This is a genomic window from Enterobacter cloacae complex sp. HYC042_NIDB, assembly GCF_056673315.1.
On the sequence record NZ_CP109650.1, the window covers coordinates 4,657,450 to 4,675,177 of the forward strand.

Below are 17,728 nucleotides of genomic sequence, written 5' to 3' on the forward strand. Positions count from 1 at the left end.
CAGACTTGCCGAATCGTCGTCTTTAGAGGTGATTTCGGGCTCTCCGGAAGGCTGCCCCATCGTTAAATGCCAGGGTAACGCAGACGGATTTTCGCATCGTTTACTCCATCCGGTCATTCGGCGCTTCGCAGGGAAATCTCACCGCCCACCCAGGGCTTGATCGCGCCATCCTGCTCCAGAAGCAGCGCGCCCTGTGCGTCAATACCGCGGGAAATGCCGTAAATCTCTTTATCACCAATCAGCAGCTTCACCGGACGGTTGATGAAGTTATCCAGCTTTTCCCAACGAGACAGGAACGGTGCCAGGCCTTCCTGTTCAAAAAGCGTGAGTGAGCTGCGCAGCTCTTTAATCATGCGCACGGCAAGGGTGTTACGATCGATGACAATCCCCGCCTCCTGGAGATTGGTCCAGGCCTGATTCACCACGTCGTTTTGGACAGTACGCATCACCATATTGAGGCCCGCGCCAATAACAATTTGCGCCGCATCACCGGTTTTTCCCGTCAGTTCGACCAGAATACCGGCAAGTTTACGATCGTTAAGGTAAAGATCGTTTGGCCACTTAACGCGGACCCGATCGGCACCCAGATCGTGTAGCACTTCCGCCATGACGATACCAATGACCAGACTCAGGCCAATGGCTGCGGCAGGCCCCTGCTCCAGACGCCAGTACATTGACAGATAGAGATTGGCGCCAAATGGCGAGAACCATTTGCGACCGCGACGGCCACGACCGGCCTGCTGGTATTCAGCAACACAGGCATCGCCGGACGAGAGTTCGCTCAGCCGATCCATAAGGTACTGGTTCGTCGAATCAATCACCGGCAGCACCGCAACGTTGCCGTGTCCAAGCTGGCTGCGGATGACGTCTTCATTCAGCAATTGAATTGGCTCCGGCAGGCTGTAGCCTTTTCCCGGCACCGTGAACACATCGACGCCCCAGTCGCGAAGCGTCTGGATATGCTTGTTAATGCCGGCACGGCTCATGCCCAGCTGCTCGCCCAGCTGTTCGCCAGAGTGAAACTCCCCGTCAGCAAGGATGCTAATCAGGGTTAACGGAATGGTATTGTCCTTCACGCAATGGTCTCCACGGCATTCACTTCACCTGTGCGGCCAATGAAGCGGACTTCTGGCTCCAGCCAGACGTTAAACTTTTCGCCCACACGTTGACGAACATAATGCGCCAGCTGTACAACATCATCGCTGGTCGCATCGCGTTGATTAATCAGTACCAGAGCCTGCTGCTGGTGAACGGCAGCACCACCTACGGACGTGCCTTTTAACTGGCATTGATCGATCAGCCAGCCAGCGGCCAGCTTCACGCTGCCATCTGCCTGAGGATAATGTGGCGCAGTGGGCCATCCTTCAAGAAAGGCTTTTGCATTTTCGCTGCTAATAACCGGATTTTTGAAGAAGCTTCCTGCATTTCCGTTTACTTTCGGATCGGGAAGTTTGGTCATTCGCATATGGCAAACTGAGTCAAATACGTCGCGGGCAGTGACGGTTGCCGGATCGAGACGCGTTAAATCGCCATAGGTCAGCACCGGCTGCCAGTTCTTTGGCAGACGCAGGCCCACGGCGACAATCACGTAGCGATCCTGATATTCATGCTTGAAGATACTGTCACGATAGCCAAACCGACACTGTTCTGCCGTTAAGCGCTTAGCCGTTCCGGTCGCCAGTTCGATGCAGTCGACATATTCACAGACATGTTTCAGTTCGATGCCGTAGGCACCGATGTTTTGGATGGGTGACGATCCGGCGCAGCCTGGTATAAGCGCCAGGTTTTCCAGACCCGGCATCCCTTTTTCGAGGGTAAATTGCACCAGCTGATGCCAGTTTTCTCCGGCCCCCACGTGCAGATGCCAGCTATCAGCATGCTCTTCCACACCAATGCCCATGATGCGGTTAACGATCACCGTTCCCGCGAAATCGTCGAGAAACAGGACATTGCTTCCTTCACCCAGAATCAGTACGGGTTCGTTATTTTCTGTTGCGCTTTGCCATGCATCCAGCAGCTGCTGTGCAGTATCGGCACGTACAATTTGATTAGCATTACGTTGAATGCCAAAGGTATTCCAGGGCTTAAGGGAGTGGTTCATAGACGCTATCCTGATGCAAAAACGCAGGTAGTTTACCGTATAAGCAGGGCGTTGGGGGATTAGTTTGTGCAGCGCAGAAACGCAAAAAGGCCATCCTTTCGGATGGCCTCTTCACTTATTTGATGCCTGGCAGTTCCCTACTCTCACATGGGGAGACCCCACACTACCATCGGCGCTACGGCGTTTCACTTCTGAGTTCGGCATGGGGTCAGGTGGGACCACCGCGCTAAAGCCGCCAGGCAAATTCTGTTAATCTGTATCAGGCTGAAACTTGATTGTTCTGTCTCTCACCGCCAAAACATCTTCGGCGTTGTAAGGTTAAGCCTCACGGTTCATTAGTACCGGTTAGCTCAACGCATCGCTGCGCTTACACACCCGGCCTATCAACGTCGTCGTCTTCAACGTTCCTTCAGGAGACTTATAGTCTCAGGGAGAACTCATCTCGGGGCAAGTTTCGTGCTTAGATGCTTTCAGCACTTATCTCTTCCGCATTTAGCTACCGGGCAGTGCCATTGGCATGACAACCCGAACACCAGTGATGCGTCCACTCCGGTCCTCTCGTACTAGGAGCAGCCCCCCTCAATTCTCCAGCGCCCACGGCAGATAGGGACCGAACTGTCTCACGACGTTCTAAACCCAGCTCGCGTACCACTTTAAATGGCGAACAGCCATACCCTTGGGACCTACTTCAGCCCCAGGATGTGATGAGCCGACATCGAGGTGCCAAACACCGCCGTCGATATGAACTCTTGGGCGGTATCAGCCTGTTATCCCCGGAGTACCTTTTATCCGTTGAGCGATGGCCCTTCCATTCAGAACCACCGGATCACTATGACCTGCTTTCGCACCTGCTCGAGCCGTCACTCTCGCAGTCAAGCTAGCTTATGCCATTGCACTAACCTCCTGATGTCCGACCAGGATTAGCTAACCTTCGTGCTCCTCCGTTACTCTTTGGGAGGAGACCGCCCCAGTCAAACTACCCACCAGACACTGTCCGCAACCCGGATTACGGGTCCACGTTAGAACACCAGCCATTAAAGGGTGGTATTTCAAGGACGGCTCCACGCAGACTGGCGTCCACGCTTCAAAGCCTCCCACCTATCCTACACATCAAGGACCAGTGTTCAGTGTCAAGCTATAGTAAAGGTTCACGGGGTCTTTCCGTCTTGCCGCGGGTACACTGCATCTTCACAGCGAGTTCAATTTCACTGAGTCTCGGGTGGAGACAGCCTGGCCATCATTACGCCATTCGTGCAGGTCGGAACTTACCCGACAAGGAATTTCGCTACCTTAGGACCGTTATAGTTACGGCCGCCGTTTACCGGGGCTTCGATCAAGAGCTTCGCGTTGCCGCTAACCCCATCAATTAACCTTCCGGCACCGGGCAGGCGTCACACCGTATACGTCCACTTTCGTGTTTGCACAGTGCTGTGTTTTTAATAAACAGTTGCAGCCAGCTGGTATCTTCGACTGATTTCAGCTCCGTCCGCAGGGACTTCACCTACATATCAGCGTGCCTTCTCCCGAAGTTACGGCACCATTTTGCCTAGTTCCTTCACCCGAGTTCTCTCAAGCGCCTTGGTATTCTCTACCTGACCACCTGTGTCGGTTTGGGGTACGATTTCGTGTTACCTGATGCTTAGAGGCTTTTCCTGGAAGCAGGGCATTTATCACTTCAGCACCGTAGTGCCTCGTCATCACGCCTCAGTGTTAAAGTGAACCGGATTTGCCTGGAACACACACCTACACGCTTAAACCGGGACAACCGTCGCCCGGCTGACATAGCCTTCTCCGTCCCCCCTTCGCAGTAACACCAAGTACAGGAATATTAACCTGTTTCCCATCGACTACGCCTTTCGGCCTCGCCTTAGGGGTCGACTCACCCTGCCCCGATTAACGTTGGACAGGAACCCTTGGTCTTCCGGCGAGCGGGCTTTTCACCCGCTTTATCGTTACTTATGTCAGCATTCGCACTTCTGATACCTCCAGCATGCCTCACAGCACACCTTCAACGGCTTACAGAACGCTCCCCTACCCAACAACACATAGTGTCGCTGCCGCAGCTTCGGTGCATGGTTTAGCCCCGTTACATCTTCCGCGCAGGCCGACTCGACCAGTGAGCTATTACGCTTTCTTTAAATGATGGCTGCTTCTAAGCCAACATCCTGGCTGTCTGTGCCTTCCCACATCGTTTCCCACTTAACCATGACTTTGGGACCTTAGCTGGCGGTCTGGGTTGTTTCCCTCTTCACGACGGACGTTAGCACCCGCCGTGTGTCTCCCGTGATAACATTCTTCGGTATTCGTAGTTTGCATCGGGTTGGTAAGCCGGGATGGCCCCCTAGCCGAAACAGTGCTCTACCCCCGAAGATGAGTTCACGAGGCGCTACCTAAATAGCTTTCGGGGAGAACCAGCTATCTCCCGGTTTGATTGGCCTTTCACCCCCAGCCACAGGTCATCCGCTAATTTTTCAACATTAGTCGGTTCGGTCCTCCAGTTAGTGTTACCCAACCTTCAACCTGCCCATGGCTAGATCACCGGGTTTCGGGTCTATACCCTGCAACTTAACGCCCAGTTAAGACTCGGTTTCCCTGCGGCTCCCCTATACGGTTAACCTTGCTACAGAATATAAGTCGCTGACCCATTATACAAAAGGTACGCAGTCACACCACGAAGGTGCTCCCACTGCTTGTACGTACACGGTTTCAGGTTCTTTTTCACTCCCCTCGCCGGGGTTCTTTTCGCCTTTCCCTCACGGTACTGGTTCACTATCGGTCAGTCAGGAGTATTTAGCCTTGGAGGATGGTCCCCCCATATTCAGACAGGATACCACGTGTCCCGCCCTACTCTTCGAGTTCACAACCTGTGCATTTTCGTGTACGGGACTGTCACCCTGTACCGTGCGACTTTCCAGACGCTTCCACTAACACACAAGCTGATTCAGACTCCGGGCTGCTCCCCGTTCGCTCGCCGCTACTGGGGGAATCTCGGTTGATTTCTTTTCCTCGGGGTACTTAGATGTTTCAGTTCCCCCGGTTCGCCTCGTTAACCTATGTATTCAGTTAACGATAGTGTGTCGAAACACACTGGGTTTCCCCATTCGGACATCGACGGGTCAAAGGTTCATATCACCTCGCCGTCGCTTTTCGCAGATTAGCACGTCCTTCATCGCCTCTGACTGCCAGGGCATCCACCGTGTACGCTTAGTCGCTTAACCTCACAACCCGAAGATGTTTCACTTCTGATTGCGAAAATTTGAGAGACTCGAACACACCTTAAAGATGTGTCGTTTCAATTTTCAGCTTGATCCAGATTTTTAAAGAGCAAAACTTCGCAGTGCACCTTTTCAGGTTCACTCTGAAGTTTTCTTGTGTTCGCAGTAAAAGATGGTGGAGCTATGCGGGATCGAACCGCAGACCTCCTGCGTGCAAAGCAGGCGCTCTCCCAGCTGAGCTATAGCCCCATCGTTTTGCCAACCTCTTCAAATTTGCTTCGCAAATTTGGTAGGCCTGAGTGGACTTGAACCACCGACCTCACCCTTATCAGGGGTGCGCTCTAACCACCTGAGCTACAAGCCTGTAGAGGTTTTTTACTGCTGTTTTTCATCAGACAATCTGTGTGAGCACTACAAAGGCAGGTTCTTTAAGGTAAGGAGGTGATCCAACCGCAGGTTCCCCTACGGTTACCTTGTTACGACTTCACCCCAGTCATGAATCACAAAGTGGTAAGCGCCCTCCCGAAGGTTAAGCTACCTACTTCTTTTGCAACCCACTCCCATGGTGTGACGGGCGGTGTGTACAAGGCCCGGGAACGTATTCACCGTGGCATTCTGATCCACGATTACTAGCGATTCCGACTTCATGGAGTCGAGTTGCAGACTCCAATCCGGACTACGACGCACTTTATGAGGTCCGCTTGCTCTCGCGAGGTCGCTTCTCTTTGTATGCGCCATTGTAGCACGTGTGTAGCCCTACTCGTAAGGGCCATGATGACTTGACGTCATCCCCACCTTCCTCCAGTTTATCACTGGCAGTCTCCTTTGAGTTCCCGGCCTAACCGCTGGCAACAAAGGATAAGGGTTGCGCTCGTTGCGGGACTTAACCCAACATTTCACAACACGAGCTGACGACAGCCATGCAGCACCTGTCTCAGAGTTCCCGAAGGCACCAAAGCATCTCTGCTAAGTTCTCTGGATGTCAAGAGTAGGTAAGGTTCTTCGCGTTGCATCGAATTAAACCACATGCTCCACCGCTTGTGCGGGCCCCCGTCAATTCATTTGAGTTTTAACCTTGCGGCCGTACTCCCCAGGCGGTCGACTTAACGCGTTAGCTCCGGAAGCCACGCCTCAAGGGCACAACCTCCAAGTCGACATCGTTTACGGCGTGGACTACCAGGGTATCTAATCCTGTTTGCTCCCCACGCTTTCGCACCTGAGCGTCAGTCTTTGTCCAGGGGGCCGCCTTCGCCACCGGTATTCCTCCAGATCTCTACGCATTTCACCGCTACACCTGGAATTCTACCCCCCTCTACAAGACTCTAGCCTGCCAGTTTCGAATGCAGTTCCCAGGTTGAGCCCGGGGATTTCACATCCGACTTGACAGACCGCCTGCGTGCGCTTTACGCCCAGTAATTCCGATTAACGCTTGCACCCTCCGTATTACCGCGGCTGCTGGCACGGAGTTAGCCGGTGCTTCTTCTGCGGGTAACGTCAATTGCTGAGGTTATTAACCTCAACACCTTCCTCCCCGCTGAAAGTACTTTACAACCCGAAGGCCTTCTTCATACACGCGGCATGGCTGCATCAGGCTTGCGCCCATTGTGCAATATTCCCCACTGCTGCCTCCCGTAGGAGTCTGGACCGTGTCTCAGTTCCAGTGTGGCTGGTCATCCTCTCAGACCAGCTAGGGATCGTCGCCTAGGTGAGCCGTTACCCCACCTACTAGCTAATCCCATCTGGGCACATCTGATGGCAAGAGGCCCGAAGGTCCCCCTCTTTGGTCTTGCGACGTTATGCGGTATTAGCTACCGTTTCCAGTAGTTATCCCCCTCCATCAGGCAGTTTCCCAGACATTACTCACCCGTCCGCCACTCGTCACCCGAGAGCAAGCTCTCTGTGCTACCGTTCGACTTGCATGTGTTAGGCCTGCCGCCAGCGTTCAATCTGAGCCATGATCAAACTCTTCAATTTAAGTTTGATGCTCGTGAATTAAACTTCGTAATGAATTACGTATGTTCACTCAGAGACTTGAGTATTCATTTATTGTCCGAAGACATTAAGAATCCATGTCACTTTGAGTGCCCACACAGATTGTCTGATAAATTGTTAAAGAGCAGTGCCGCTTCGTTTTCGCTGCGGCGCGGGGTGTGCATATTACGCTTTCCCGCTTCAGAGTCAAGCGTTTATTTCGCTTTTCTCTGCTGACCCGGCGGCGTGTGTGCCGTTGTTCCGTGTCAGTGGAGGCGCATTATAGGGCGTTATTCTGAAGTGACAAGCACAAAATACAAAAAACTTTTCGTTCGCTCACTTTTCAAACTTAACGCTTATTTAAGTCGCGAATCGCCCGCTAAATGGGCAATTTCCCGCGCAAAACTGGCCACCTGCGACCAGTCGGTATAAACCACTTCTTTACGCGTATCGGTTTCGCCACCCGTCATCTTCATTATCAGGCGGATCATGAAGCGGTCATACCAGCGGTAGCGAGGATAGCGTAGCGCACCGGCAAAGACGGCGCACAGGTCTGGCTGCCACGGCGAGCCGAGCAAAAATTTGCGCGTGTAGCTGTTGGTCTGCGGCGTACGCTTCTCAGCTTTACGGGCAACCAGATTGACCGAGTAAAACGCGCCCGGCAATGTGTTGAGTACCGCCGTATGCTTTTTCACAAAGCGATCTAACGCCGGATGGAAGTGTCCGTAACGAATGGAGGCGCCAATCACCACGCGATCGTACTCCTGCCAGGCAATCTCCTCCGCACGATTCAGGTTCACCACATCCGAGTAAATGCCCAGCTCTTTTAATTCCGACGCCAGATAAGCGGCAATCTCACGCGTTTGCCCGTCTCGCGTAGAGAAAAGAATCAGTGTTTTCATCAACGGCTCCTTATTCGCGCCAGAATGTTGGGGTAAACAGCACCAGCAGCGTAAAGACCTCAAGACGACCAAACAGCATATTGGCAATAAGGATCCATTTCGCAACCGGGTTCATGCTGGCAAAGTTATCCGCCACAACCCCCAGGCCAGGCCCGAGGTTGTTTAGTGTTGCGACGACGGACGCAAAAGCGGAGAAATCATCCACTCCCGTCGCGATGATCGCCAGCATGCTGACGATAAAGACCAGCGCATACGCCGAGAAGAACCCCCACACCGCTTCGAGGATACGTTCCGGCAGTGCGCGGTTCCCCAGCTTAATGCTGTAGACCGCATTCGGGTGGACCAGGCGCTTCAGCTCACGGTTCCCCTGCTTGAACAGCAGCAGAATACGAATCACCTTCAAACCACCGCCCGTCGACCCGGCGCAGCCGCCAATAAACGCGGAGCACAACAGAAGTACCGGCAGGAACAGCGGCCAGCGCGCGATGCTGTCCGTGGTAAACCCGGCGGTCGTCGCCATCGACACCACCTGGAAAAACGCCTGATTGAGCGTGGTCAGTGCCGAGTTGTAAACATCATGGAACCACAGCACCAGGGTGCAGATGACGACCAGGGTAAGCTGGACGCCAATGAACATGCGGAACTCAGGATCGCGCCAGTACACCTTCAGGCTACGTCCGCTCAGTAAAGAGAAGTGCAGGCCGTAGTTACAGCCGGAGATCAGCAGGAAAATCGCAATGATGGTATTAATCGTTGGGCTGTCGAAGTAGCCCACGCTGGCATCGTGAGTGGAGAACCCGCCAATGGCAATCGTCGCGAAGCTGTGCCCGATAGCATCAAACGCAGGCATCCCGGCAAACCACAGCGCCAGCGCGCAGGCTACCGTCAGCAGAACATAAATCAGCCACAGGGTTTTCGCCGTCTCGGCAATACGCGGGCGCATCTTATTATCTTTCAGCGGCCCCGGCATTTCAGCCCTGTACAGCTGCATCCCCCCGACGCCCAGAATCGGCAGGATGGCCACCGCCAGGACGATGATCCCCATCCCCCCGAACCACTGCAGCATCTGGCGATAAAAGAGAATAGCGTGGGGTAACGAATCCAGCCCCACCAGCGTCGTCGCACCGGTGGTCGTTAAACCGGAAAACGATTCAAAAAAGGCATCCGTGATGCTGAGGTTAGGCTGCTCAGAGAAGATAAAGGGCAGCGAACCGACGCTTCCCAGCACCGTCCAGAACAGGACCACAATCAGAAAGCCTTCGCGAGATTTCAGTTCACCTTTCTGACGACGGTTCGGCCACCACAGCAGCGAGCCGATCGCCAGCGCGACAAAGAAGGTCTGGGTAAAAGCCCGCCCCGCGCCGTCCCGGTAGATAAGCGCCACCAGTCCAGGGAGAATCATCGTCCCCGAAAAGAGTATGACCAGCAGTCCAACGATTCGGGTTATGGCACGAAAATGCATCTCTGCCGCTTCCTTTGGTATTCAAAAAGTGAGGTGGGGATTATTCTTCAATCGGCAGCAATTGCAACGAACCGCGACTGAAATCAGCCAGTTTTGCTGAAAAAGCAGCCAGTTCTGCCTGAGGAAGCGCCACGCGCAATTGCACCATTGCCTGGTAATCACTGTGCGCAATCACGCCGTTAAATTGTTTGAGCAGTGTTTCAATGCCCGATAGCTGAGCGTAATCGCACAATAAAGTATATTCGGTGAGCGGCGTTTTGCGGATGGTCGTCAGGATATTCAGTGCCTGCTGAACGCCGCCGCCATACGCTTTTACCAGCCCACCCGTACCTAACAGGATGCCGCCGTAGTAGCGCACCACCACGGCGGTAATTTCACCCACGCCGCTGCCCATTAGCTGGGAGAGCATGGGTTTACCGGCTGTGCCCGCCGGTTCACCGTCGTCGGAAAAACCGAGCTGTTGCGAATCGTCCGGCGGCCCTGCCACCCACGCCACGCAGTGGTGACGTGCGTCAGGGTGCTCCGCGCGAACGGACTCGACAAACGCTTTCGCCGCCTCTACGCCGTCGGTGTGCGCCAGCAGCGTAATAAAGCGGCTTTTCTTGATTTCCTCAACAAAGGTGACCGGTTCAGCCGGTATCAGCCAGCTTTCCATCAGGCCAGCTTCAGGTCTCGCGTCATATTCTCGATACCGTTCTCGTGAACCACCACGTTATCTTCGATACGAATGCCGCCAAACGGTTTCAGCGCGTCGATTTTTTCCCAGTTGAAGTGCTTGCTGAACTGCCCTTCACGCCACGGCGCCAGCAGGGATTCAATAAAGTAGATCCCCGGCTCGATGGTCAATACCATGCGCGGCTCAAGGATACGGGTGCAGCGCAGGTAAGGATATTTAGACGGTGCCGCCAGGTGCGTACCGGTATCATCCTGCATGAAGCCCGCAACGTCGTGAACCTGCAGGCCCAGCGGGTGGCCGATACCGTGCGGCATAAATGGCCCGGTCAGGTCGTTTTCGACCATCGCCTCTTCGCTCATGTCTTTCACAATCTGATGCTTACGCAGCAGTTTAGCAATGCGCTGATGGAACTGGATGTGGTAATCCACATAGCTGGTTCCGGCCTTCATGGTGCCAATCAATGCCAACTGTTCGTCGTTTACGTCCTTAATAAGCTGCGCAAAATCGGTATCCGCATTCGCCGCCCAGGTGCGGGTCAGATCGGCCGCATAGCCGTTGTACTCTGCGCCTGCGTCCAGCAGGAAGCTGCGCATCTCAGACGGAACCTGATGATCCAGTTTGGTGTAGTGGAGAACAGACGCATGCTCATTCAGCGCGACGATGTTGCTGTACGGTACGTCGGTGTCACGATGGCCGGTTGCGGTCAGGTAGGCCAGGTTGATATCGAACTCGCTCATGCCTGACTGGAACGCTTCGTGCGCGGCGCGGTGGCCATTCACCGCCGTTTTTTGCGCTTCACGCATGCAGTAGAGTTCATAGTCGGTTTTATACGCGCGGTAATAGTGCAGGTAATCCAGCACGCCTTTCGGATTGAGTTTGTCTGCCGGAATATCCAGACCGAGCGCACGTTCAGGTACAGGGCCAATGTAGCCGATGTTGCCGCGCGCCGCTGGCAGCTGGCTGCCAATGCCGTCCGCTTTTGGCAGGGCGATCACCTCAATTTCTTCGGTCCAGAAAGAGGTCGGCAGCGGTTCAACGTTGTGCCAGTAATCAACCGGCAGGTAGAACCACAGTTTCGGCTTGTTCACGCCGTCCACCAGCAGCCAGCAATTCGGAACCTGTGTCACCGGCACCCAGGCTTTAAACTGCGGGTTAACCTTAAACGGATAGGCGTGGTCATCAAGAAAAGTATTCATCAGCTCGCCGGAGTGGATCAGAAGGGCATCCAGCTTGAAGCGGGCCAGTACATCGCGGGTACGTTCCTGTAGGGTAACGATATGATTTTTATAAAGCGAAGCCAGTGAGTCCATCATTCTTCCTTTCGTTTTTTTGACCTCAAGTCATCGCATCTTAGCACACCTCACTCCGGCTGCGTGATTTCCACCGACCGTGATCAACGCAGCAATTTCTTAATGAGTAATTTGCATTTTATTAACATAAATTCCACACTCCGTCTCATCTGGTATGACCAGATCCACTTGCTGGATTCAGGAGACTGACATGCTTTACAAAGGCGACACCCTGTACCTCAACTGGCTGGAAGATGGCATTGCCGAACTGGTGTTCGATGCCCCCGGCTCAGTGAATAAGCTTGATACCGCGACGGTGGCCAGTCTTGGCCAGGCGCTGGAAGTACTTGAAAAGCAATCTGAATTAAAAGGGCTGCTGCTGCGTTCTAACAAAGCGGCCTTTATTGTCGGTGCCGATATCACCGAATTCCTCTCGCTGTTCCAGGTTCCGGAAGAACAGCTGAGCCAGTGGCTGCACTTTGCCAACAGCGTCTTTAATCGTCTGGAAGATCTGCCTGTTCCAACGATCTCTGCCGTGAACGGCTACGCGCTGGGCGGCGGCTGCGAGTGCGTGCTGGCGACCGACTACCGTCTGGCGACGCCGGACCTGCGTATCGGCCTGCCGGAAACCAAGCTGGGCATCATGCCGGGCTTTGGCGGTTCCGTGCGTATGCCGCGCATGCTGGGCGCCGACAGCGCCCTGGAAATCATTGCCGCCGGTAAAGACGTGGGTGCAGAACAGGCGCAGAAAATCGGCCTGGTCGACGGCGTCGTGAAACCAGAGAAGCTGGTTGAAGGTGCACTCGCCATTCTGCGTCAGGCGATTAACGGCGACCTCGACTGGAAGGCCAAACGTCAGCCGAAGCTCGAGCCGTTAAAGCTCAGCAAGATTGAAGCCACCATGAGCTTCACCATCGCCAAAGGCATGGTGATGCAGACGGCGGGTAAACACTACCCGGCGCCAATCACGGCGGTGAAAACCATTGAAGCGGCAGCCCGCTTTAGCCGCGACGAAGCCCTGAAGCTGGAAAACCAGAGCTTTGTTCCACTGGCGCACACCAATGAAGCCCGCGCGCTGGTTGGCATCTTCCTCAACGATCAGTTCGTAAAGGGCAAAGCCAAACAGCTGACCAAAAACGTTGAGACGCCAAAACACGCGGCGGTACTCGGCGCCGGTATTATGGGCGGCGGCATCGCTTACCAGTCGGCTTGGAAAGGCGTGCCGGTAGTGATGAAAGACATCAACGAGAAATCTCTGACGCTGGGCATGACCGAAGCCGCCAAGCTGCTGAATAAACAGCTTGAGCGCGGAAAAATTGACGGGCTGAAGCTCGCAGGCGTGATCTCAACCATCCAGCCTGTGCTGGAATACAGCGGTTTCGACCGTGTGGACGTGGTGGTTGAAGCGGTCGTTGAGAACCCGAAAGTCAAAAAAGCGGTGCTGGCGGAAACGGAAGACAAGGTTCGCTCGGACGCCGTCCTGGCCTCAAACACCTCCACCATCCCCATCAGCGAACTGGCGAGCGTGCTGAAGCGTCCGGAAAACTTCTGCGGAATGCACTTCTTCAACCCGGTACACCGTATGCCACTGGTCGAAGTGATCCGTGGAGAAAAAACCTCTGACGAAACCATCGCTAAAGTCGTGGCGTGGGCAAGCAAGATGGGTAAAACGCCGATCGTCGTTAATGACTGCCCAGGTTTCTTTGTGAACCGCGTGCTGTTCCCGTACTTCGCCGGCTTCAGCCAGCTGCTGCGCGACGGCGCGGACTTCCGCAAAATCGACAAAGTAATGGAAAAACAGTTCGGCTGGCCGATGGGCCCGGCGTATCTGCTGGACGTCGTTGGCATTGATACCGCCCACCACGCGCAGGCCGTCATGGCGGCGGGCTTCCCGCAGCGCATGCAGAAAGATTATCGCGATGCCATTGACGCCCTCTTTGACGCCAACCGCTTCGGACAGAAAAACGGCCTGGGCTTCTGGCGTTATAAAGAAGACAGCAAAGGCAAACCGAAGAAAGAAGAAGATGCGGCGGTGGATGGCCTGTTGGCCGACGTATGCCAGCCGAAACGCGACTTCACCGACGACGAAATTATTGCCCGCATGATGATTCCGATGATCAACGAAGTGGTCCGTTGCCTGGAAGAAGGCATTATTGCCAGCCCGGCAGAAGCGGATATGGCGTTGGTATACGGTCTGGGCTTCCCTCCGTTCCACGGCGGCGCGTTCCGCTGGCTGGATACGCTCGGCAGCGCCCGCTATCTCGATATGGCGCAGCAGTATCAGCACCTCGGCCCGCTTTATGAAGTGCCGGAAGGGCTGCGTAACAAAGCGCGCCATAACGAACCCTACTATCCAGCAGTTGAGCCAGCCCGTCCGGTTGGCGCGCTGAAAACGGCTTAAGGAGTCACAATGGAAAAGGTTGTCATTGTTGATGCGATTCGCACCCCGATGGGCCGTTCAAAAGGCGGTGCGTTCCGTAACGTGCGAGCGGAAGATCTCTCCGCGCACCTGATGCGTAGCCTGCTGGCGCGTAACCCGGCGCTGGACCCAGCAGCGCTCGACGATATCTACTGGGGCTGCGTGCAGCAAACGCTGGAGCAGGGCTTCAACATCGCCCGCAACGCGTCGCTGCTGGCGGAGATCCCGCATTCGGTTCCGGCGGTCACCGTCAACCGCCTGTGCGGTTCGTCAATGCAGGCGCTGCACGACGCGGCGCGCATGATCATGACCGGCGATGCGCAGGCCTGTCTGGTCGGCGGCGTTGAACACATGGGCCACGTGCCGATGAGCCACGGGGTCGATTTCCACCCGGGCATGAGCCGCAACGTGGCGAAAGCCGCAGGCATGATGGGCCTGACCGCCGAGATGCTCTCCCGCCTGCACGGCATCAGTCGTGAAATGCAGGATGCTTTTGCCGCGCGCTCTCACGCCCGCGCCTGGGCCGCCACGCAGTCCGGTGCCTTCAAGAATGAGATCATCCCGACCGGGGGCCACGATGCAGACGGCGTACTGAAGCAGTTCAGCTACGACGAAGTTATTCGCCCGGAAACGACGGTCGAAGCGCTTTCTACCCTGCGTCCGGCATTTGATCCGGTCACCGGTACGGTAACGGCAGGGACGTCGTCGGCGCTGTCCGACGGTGCCGCCGCGATGCTGGTGATGAGCGAAAGCCGCGCCCGCGAATTGGGCCTGACGCCACGCGCTCGCGTGCGTTCGATGGCGGTGGTGGGCTGCGATCCTTCAATCATGGGTTACGGCCCGGTTCCGGCCTCGAAGCTGGCGCTGAAAAAAGCGGGCTTAACTGCCAGCGATATCGATCTGTTCGAGATGAACGAAGCGTTTGCCGCGCAGATCCTGCCGTGCATTAAAGATCTGGGGCTGATGGAGCAGATCGACGAGAAGATTAACCTCAACGGCGGCGCGATCGCCCTCGGTCACCCGCTGGGCTGTTCCGGGGCGCGTATCAGCACTACGCTGATTAACCTGATGGAACGCAAAGATGCCCAGTTTGGTCTGGCAACGATGTGTATCGGCCTGGGTCAGGGTATCGCGACGGTGTTTGAGAGAGTGTAAGTAAGGAAAAGTATCTCAAAGCCAATGACGTCAGAACAAGGCGGCAAGCGAGCGAATCCCGATGAGCTTACATTAGTAAGTGATTCGGGTGACCGAGCGCAGCCAACGCAGTTATGGCGTCATTGGCGAAGAGAGACAGTTTAGTTGCCGTTCTTCCCGCCTGTCAGGGGCGGGTTTTTTATTTAAATGAAGGCAAACGCATCGCCAAACAGGCGATCTTCACGCGCATCGCGTTCGTTACAGAACAGGTCGCGGGCAATTTTCGCCATCTCGAAACGGCCTGCAATGTAGATATCATGTCCTGCCAGCGTGCCGTGATCCTGCAGTACCGCCGTCAGCACCGTCCCGCTACGTCCACGCCAGCCCTCTTCCGGCTGCTCGACCACTGGCTCAATGCGCAGGTTAGGATGGTTAACGCTCAGCGCTTCCAGTTCAGACAGGTCGTACAGGTGCTTCTCTTCGCGGCCGCCCCAGTAGATGGTGATGTCACGGTCTGGATTACGCGCCAGCGCGGTCAACAGAATAGAGCGCACATAGGAGAAGCCCGTACCGCCCGCGATCAGAATCAGCGGACGGTCTTCGTCATCACGCAACCACGCGTCGCCGTGCGGAATGTCGACCACAATCTCACGCTCTTTCAGGATGCGGTCCATCACGGCCATCGCGTACAGGTTAAGCTCAGACGCACCAATATGCAGCTCAATAAATTCCTGCTCTGCTGGCGTAGAGGCCATAGAGAAAGGACGCTTATCACGCTCATCCATCACCACCATCAGGTACTGGCCGGCACGGAATGAGAATGCCGCTTCAGGAACCAAACGGACGCGATATACGGTGTCGGTAATAGCATCTACCGACGTCACTTTACAGCTTAAGGTTGTCATTCGCTCTCTCTGTCGGGAAATCTATAGGGCTTAACGGTCAGCTCAGGGTTTACCGTTATTCATTATGGCCAGTTCGTCCCAGATCGCGTCAATTCGCGCGGTCACAGCAGGATCTTTTTTGATCGGGCGACCCCATTCACGGTCGGTTTCGCCAGGCCATTTATTTGTGGCATCCAGTCCCATCTTTGAGCCAAGACCGGAAACCGGCGAGGCAAAATCCAGATAATCTATCGGCGTATTTTCGACTAACACCGTATCACGCGCAGGATCCATTCGCGTGGTTATCGCCCAGATAACGTCGTTCCAGTCACGGGCGTTAACGTCATCATCGCAGACAATAACAAATTTGGTATACATAAACTGGCGCAGGAAAGACCATACGCCCATCATCACGCGTTTAGCATGTCCGGGATACTGCTTCTTCATCGTGACCACCGCCATGCGATACGAGCATCCTTCAGGCGGCAGATAAAAATCAACGATTTCCGGGAACTGCTTTTGCAGGATCGGCACAAATACTTCGTTCAACGCCACGCCGAGCACCGCCGGTTCATCCGGTGGGCGGCCAGTATAGGTGGAGTGATAAATCGCATCTTCACGCTGAGTAACATGCGTGACGGTAAACACCGGGAAGTTATCCACTTCGTTGTAATAGCCGGTGTGGTCGCCGTATGGGCCTTCTGGCGCCATTTCACCCTGCTCAATGTAACCTTCCAGCACAATTTCGGCGCTGGCCGGCACTTCGAGATCGTTGGAGATACACTTCACGACCTCGGTTTTAGTCCCGCGCAGCAGGCCAGCAAACGCATATTCAGAGAGCGTATCCGGTACGGGCGTGACCGCCCCCAGAATGGTGGCCGGATCGGCACCTAACGCGACAGACACCGGGAACCGTTCACCCGGATGTGCAGCACACCACTCCTGGAAATCCAGCGCGCCGCCGCGGTGCGACAGCCAGCGCATGATGAGCTTATTCTTGCCAATCAGCTGCTGGCGATAAATACCGAGGTTTTGCCGCTCTTTATGCGGTCCGCGCGTCACGGTGAGGCCCCAGGTGATCAGCGGCGCAGCATCTTCAGGCCAGCACTGCATGATAGGGATTTTGGTGAGATCCACCGCATCGCCTTCCAGCACTTTCTGCTGACACGGCGCGCCGCGCAGGCGTTTGGTGGGCATGTTCAACACCTGCTTAAACTGCGGCAGCTTATCGAACAGATCGCGGAAACCTTTCGGTGGCTCAGGCTCTTTCAGAAATGCCAGCAGTTTCCCCACTTCACGCAGCGCGGTAACGTCTTCCTGCCCCATTCCCAGCGCGACACGACGCGGGGTGCCAAACAGGTTGCACAGCACCGGCATTGAATAACCTTTTGGATTTTCAAACAGTAATGCAGGGCCACCGGCACGCAGGGTGCGGTCAGCAATTTCTGTCATTTCCAGATAAGGATCAACAGGAAGTGTAATGCGTTTCAGTTCACCCTGCTTTTCCAGCAGCGTCAGGAAGTCGCGGAGATCGTGGTATTTCATGCAGTTAGTCATGGCCTCTCTGTAAGCGCTTCATTATACGGCGTAAGCCTGCTTGATGCTGTAATTTTGTTAAATTAGCGTGAACTTATCCGCTGTGTTCGAATTTCCCCCATTATAATCAACTTAGCGA

The 17,728-nt window shown here is 55.0% G+C and carries 10 protein-coding genes, 2 tRNA genes and 3 rRNA genes; 2 read left to right on the plus strand and 13 right to left on the minus strand.

All coding sequences use genetic code 11. The features are described from left to right. Positions 1-113: 113 nt before the first annotated feature. The 11 genes from birA to pepQ form a co-directional block, all read right to left on the minus strand. A complete protein-coding gene (gene birA / locus OKF39_RS22305) occupies positions 114-1,076 on the minus strand; it encodes a bifunctional biotin--[acetyl-CoA-carboxylase] ligase/biotin operon repressor BirA (protein WP_028014765.1) in 963 nt (320 codons plus the stop codon). Continuing rightward, positions 1,073-2,101: a UDP-N-acetylmuramate dehydrogenase gene (gene murB, locus OKF39_RS22310; RefSeq protein ID WP_479983364.1), complete on the minus strand. Its 1,029-nt coding sequence runs from the start codon at positions 2,099-2,101 to the stop codon at positions 1,073-1,075. Before murB ends, birA begins: the two co-directional genes overlap by 4 nt. A 124-nt stretch (positions 2,102-2,225) precedes the next feature. Next, positions 2,226-2,341: ribosomal RNA gene (gene rrf, locus OKF39_RS22315) — 5S ribosomal RNA — on the minus strand. Positions 2,342-2,415: 74 nt separating this feature from the next. Then, a 23S ribosomal RNA gene (locus OKF39_RS22320) occupies positions 2,416-5,319 on the minus strand. Positions 5,320-5,489: 170 nt separating this feature from the next. Further along, a tRNA-Ala gene (locus OKF39_RS22325) sits at positions 5,490-5,565 on the minus strand. Positions 5,566-5,603: 38 nt separating this feature from the next. Then, a tRNA-Ile gene (locus OKF39_RS22330) sits at positions 5,604-5,680 on the minus strand. A gap of 70 nt (positions 5,681-5,750) precedes the next feature. Next, positions 5,751-7,290 (minus strand): 16S ribosomal RNA (locus OKF39_RS22335). Together the 16S, 23S and 5S rRNA genes with 2 tRNA genes alongside form the textbook arrangement of a ribosomal RNA operon. Before the next feature lie 353 nt (positions 7,291-7,643). After that, positions 7,644-8,189, minus strand: a complete 546-nt coding sequence (gene hemG / locus OKF39_RS22340) for a menaquinone-dependent protoporphyrinogen IX dehydrogenase (protein ID WP_028014767.1) — start codon at positions 8,187-8,189, stop codon at positions 7,644-7,646. Between the two features lie 10 nt (positions 8,190-8,199). Further along, the gene (trkH, locus tag OKF39_RS22345; RefSeq protein WP_013099227.1) at positions 8,200-9,651 is read right to left on the minus strand and encodes a Trk system potassium transporter TrkH; all 1,452 of its coding nucleotides are present in this window, start codon (positions 9,649-9,651) and stop codon (positions 8,200-8,202) included. A gap of 40 nt (positions 9,652-9,691) precedes the next feature. Further along, positions 9,692-10,306 carry an IMPACT family protein gene (locus tag OKF39_RS22350; protein ID WP_063155602.1) on the minus strand — a complete coding sequence of 205 codons (615 nt, stop codon included), beginning with the start codon at positions 10,304-10,306 and terminating at the stop codon, positions 9,692-9,694. Further along, on the minus strand, positions 10,306-11,637 hold the full coding sequence (pepQ, locus tag OKF39_RS22355) for a Xaa-Pro dipeptidase (protein WP_028014769.1): 1,332 nt from the start codon (positions 11,635-11,637) through the stop codon (positions 10,306-10,308). The genes OKF39_RS22350 and pepQ overlap by 1 nt, the downstream gene beginning before the upstream one ends. A gap of 190 nt (positions 11,638-11,827) precedes the next feature. On the opposite strand from pepQ, the gene fadB reads away from it, so the two are divergent. Beyond that, the gene (gene fadB / locus OKF39_RS22360; protein WP_479983365.1) at positions 11,828-14,017 is read left to right on the plus strand and encodes a fatty acid oxidation complex subunit alpha FadB; all 2,190 of its coding nucleotides are present in this window, start codon (positions 11,828-11,830) and stop codon (positions 14,015-14,017) included. 9 nt (positions 14,018-14,026) lie between these two features. Then, positions 14,027-15,190, plus strand: a complete 1,164-nt coding sequence (gene fadA / locus OKF39_RS22365; RefSeq protein ID WP_008501515.1) for an acetyl-CoA C-acyltransferase FadA — start codon at positions 14,027-14,029, stop codon at positions 15,188-15,190. 182 nt (positions 15,191-15,372) lie between these two features. Here fadA and fre read toward each other — a convergent pair whose 3' ends face one another. Next, complete coding sequence (fre, locus tag OKF39_RS22370) at positions 15,373-16,074, minus strand: NAD(P)H-flavin reductase (protein WP_028014772.1); 702 nt, start codon at positions 16,072-16,074, stop codon at positions 15,373-15,375. Positions 16,075-16,116: 42 nt separating this feature from the next. Next, on the minus strand, positions 16,117-17,610 hold the full coding sequence (gene ubiD / locus OKF39_RS22375) for a 4-hydroxy-3-polyprenylbenzoate decarboxylase (protein ID WP_028014773.1): 1,494 nt from the start codon (positions 17,608-17,610) through the stop codon (positions 16,117-16,119). Positions 17,611-17,728 lie beyond the last annotated feature (118 nt).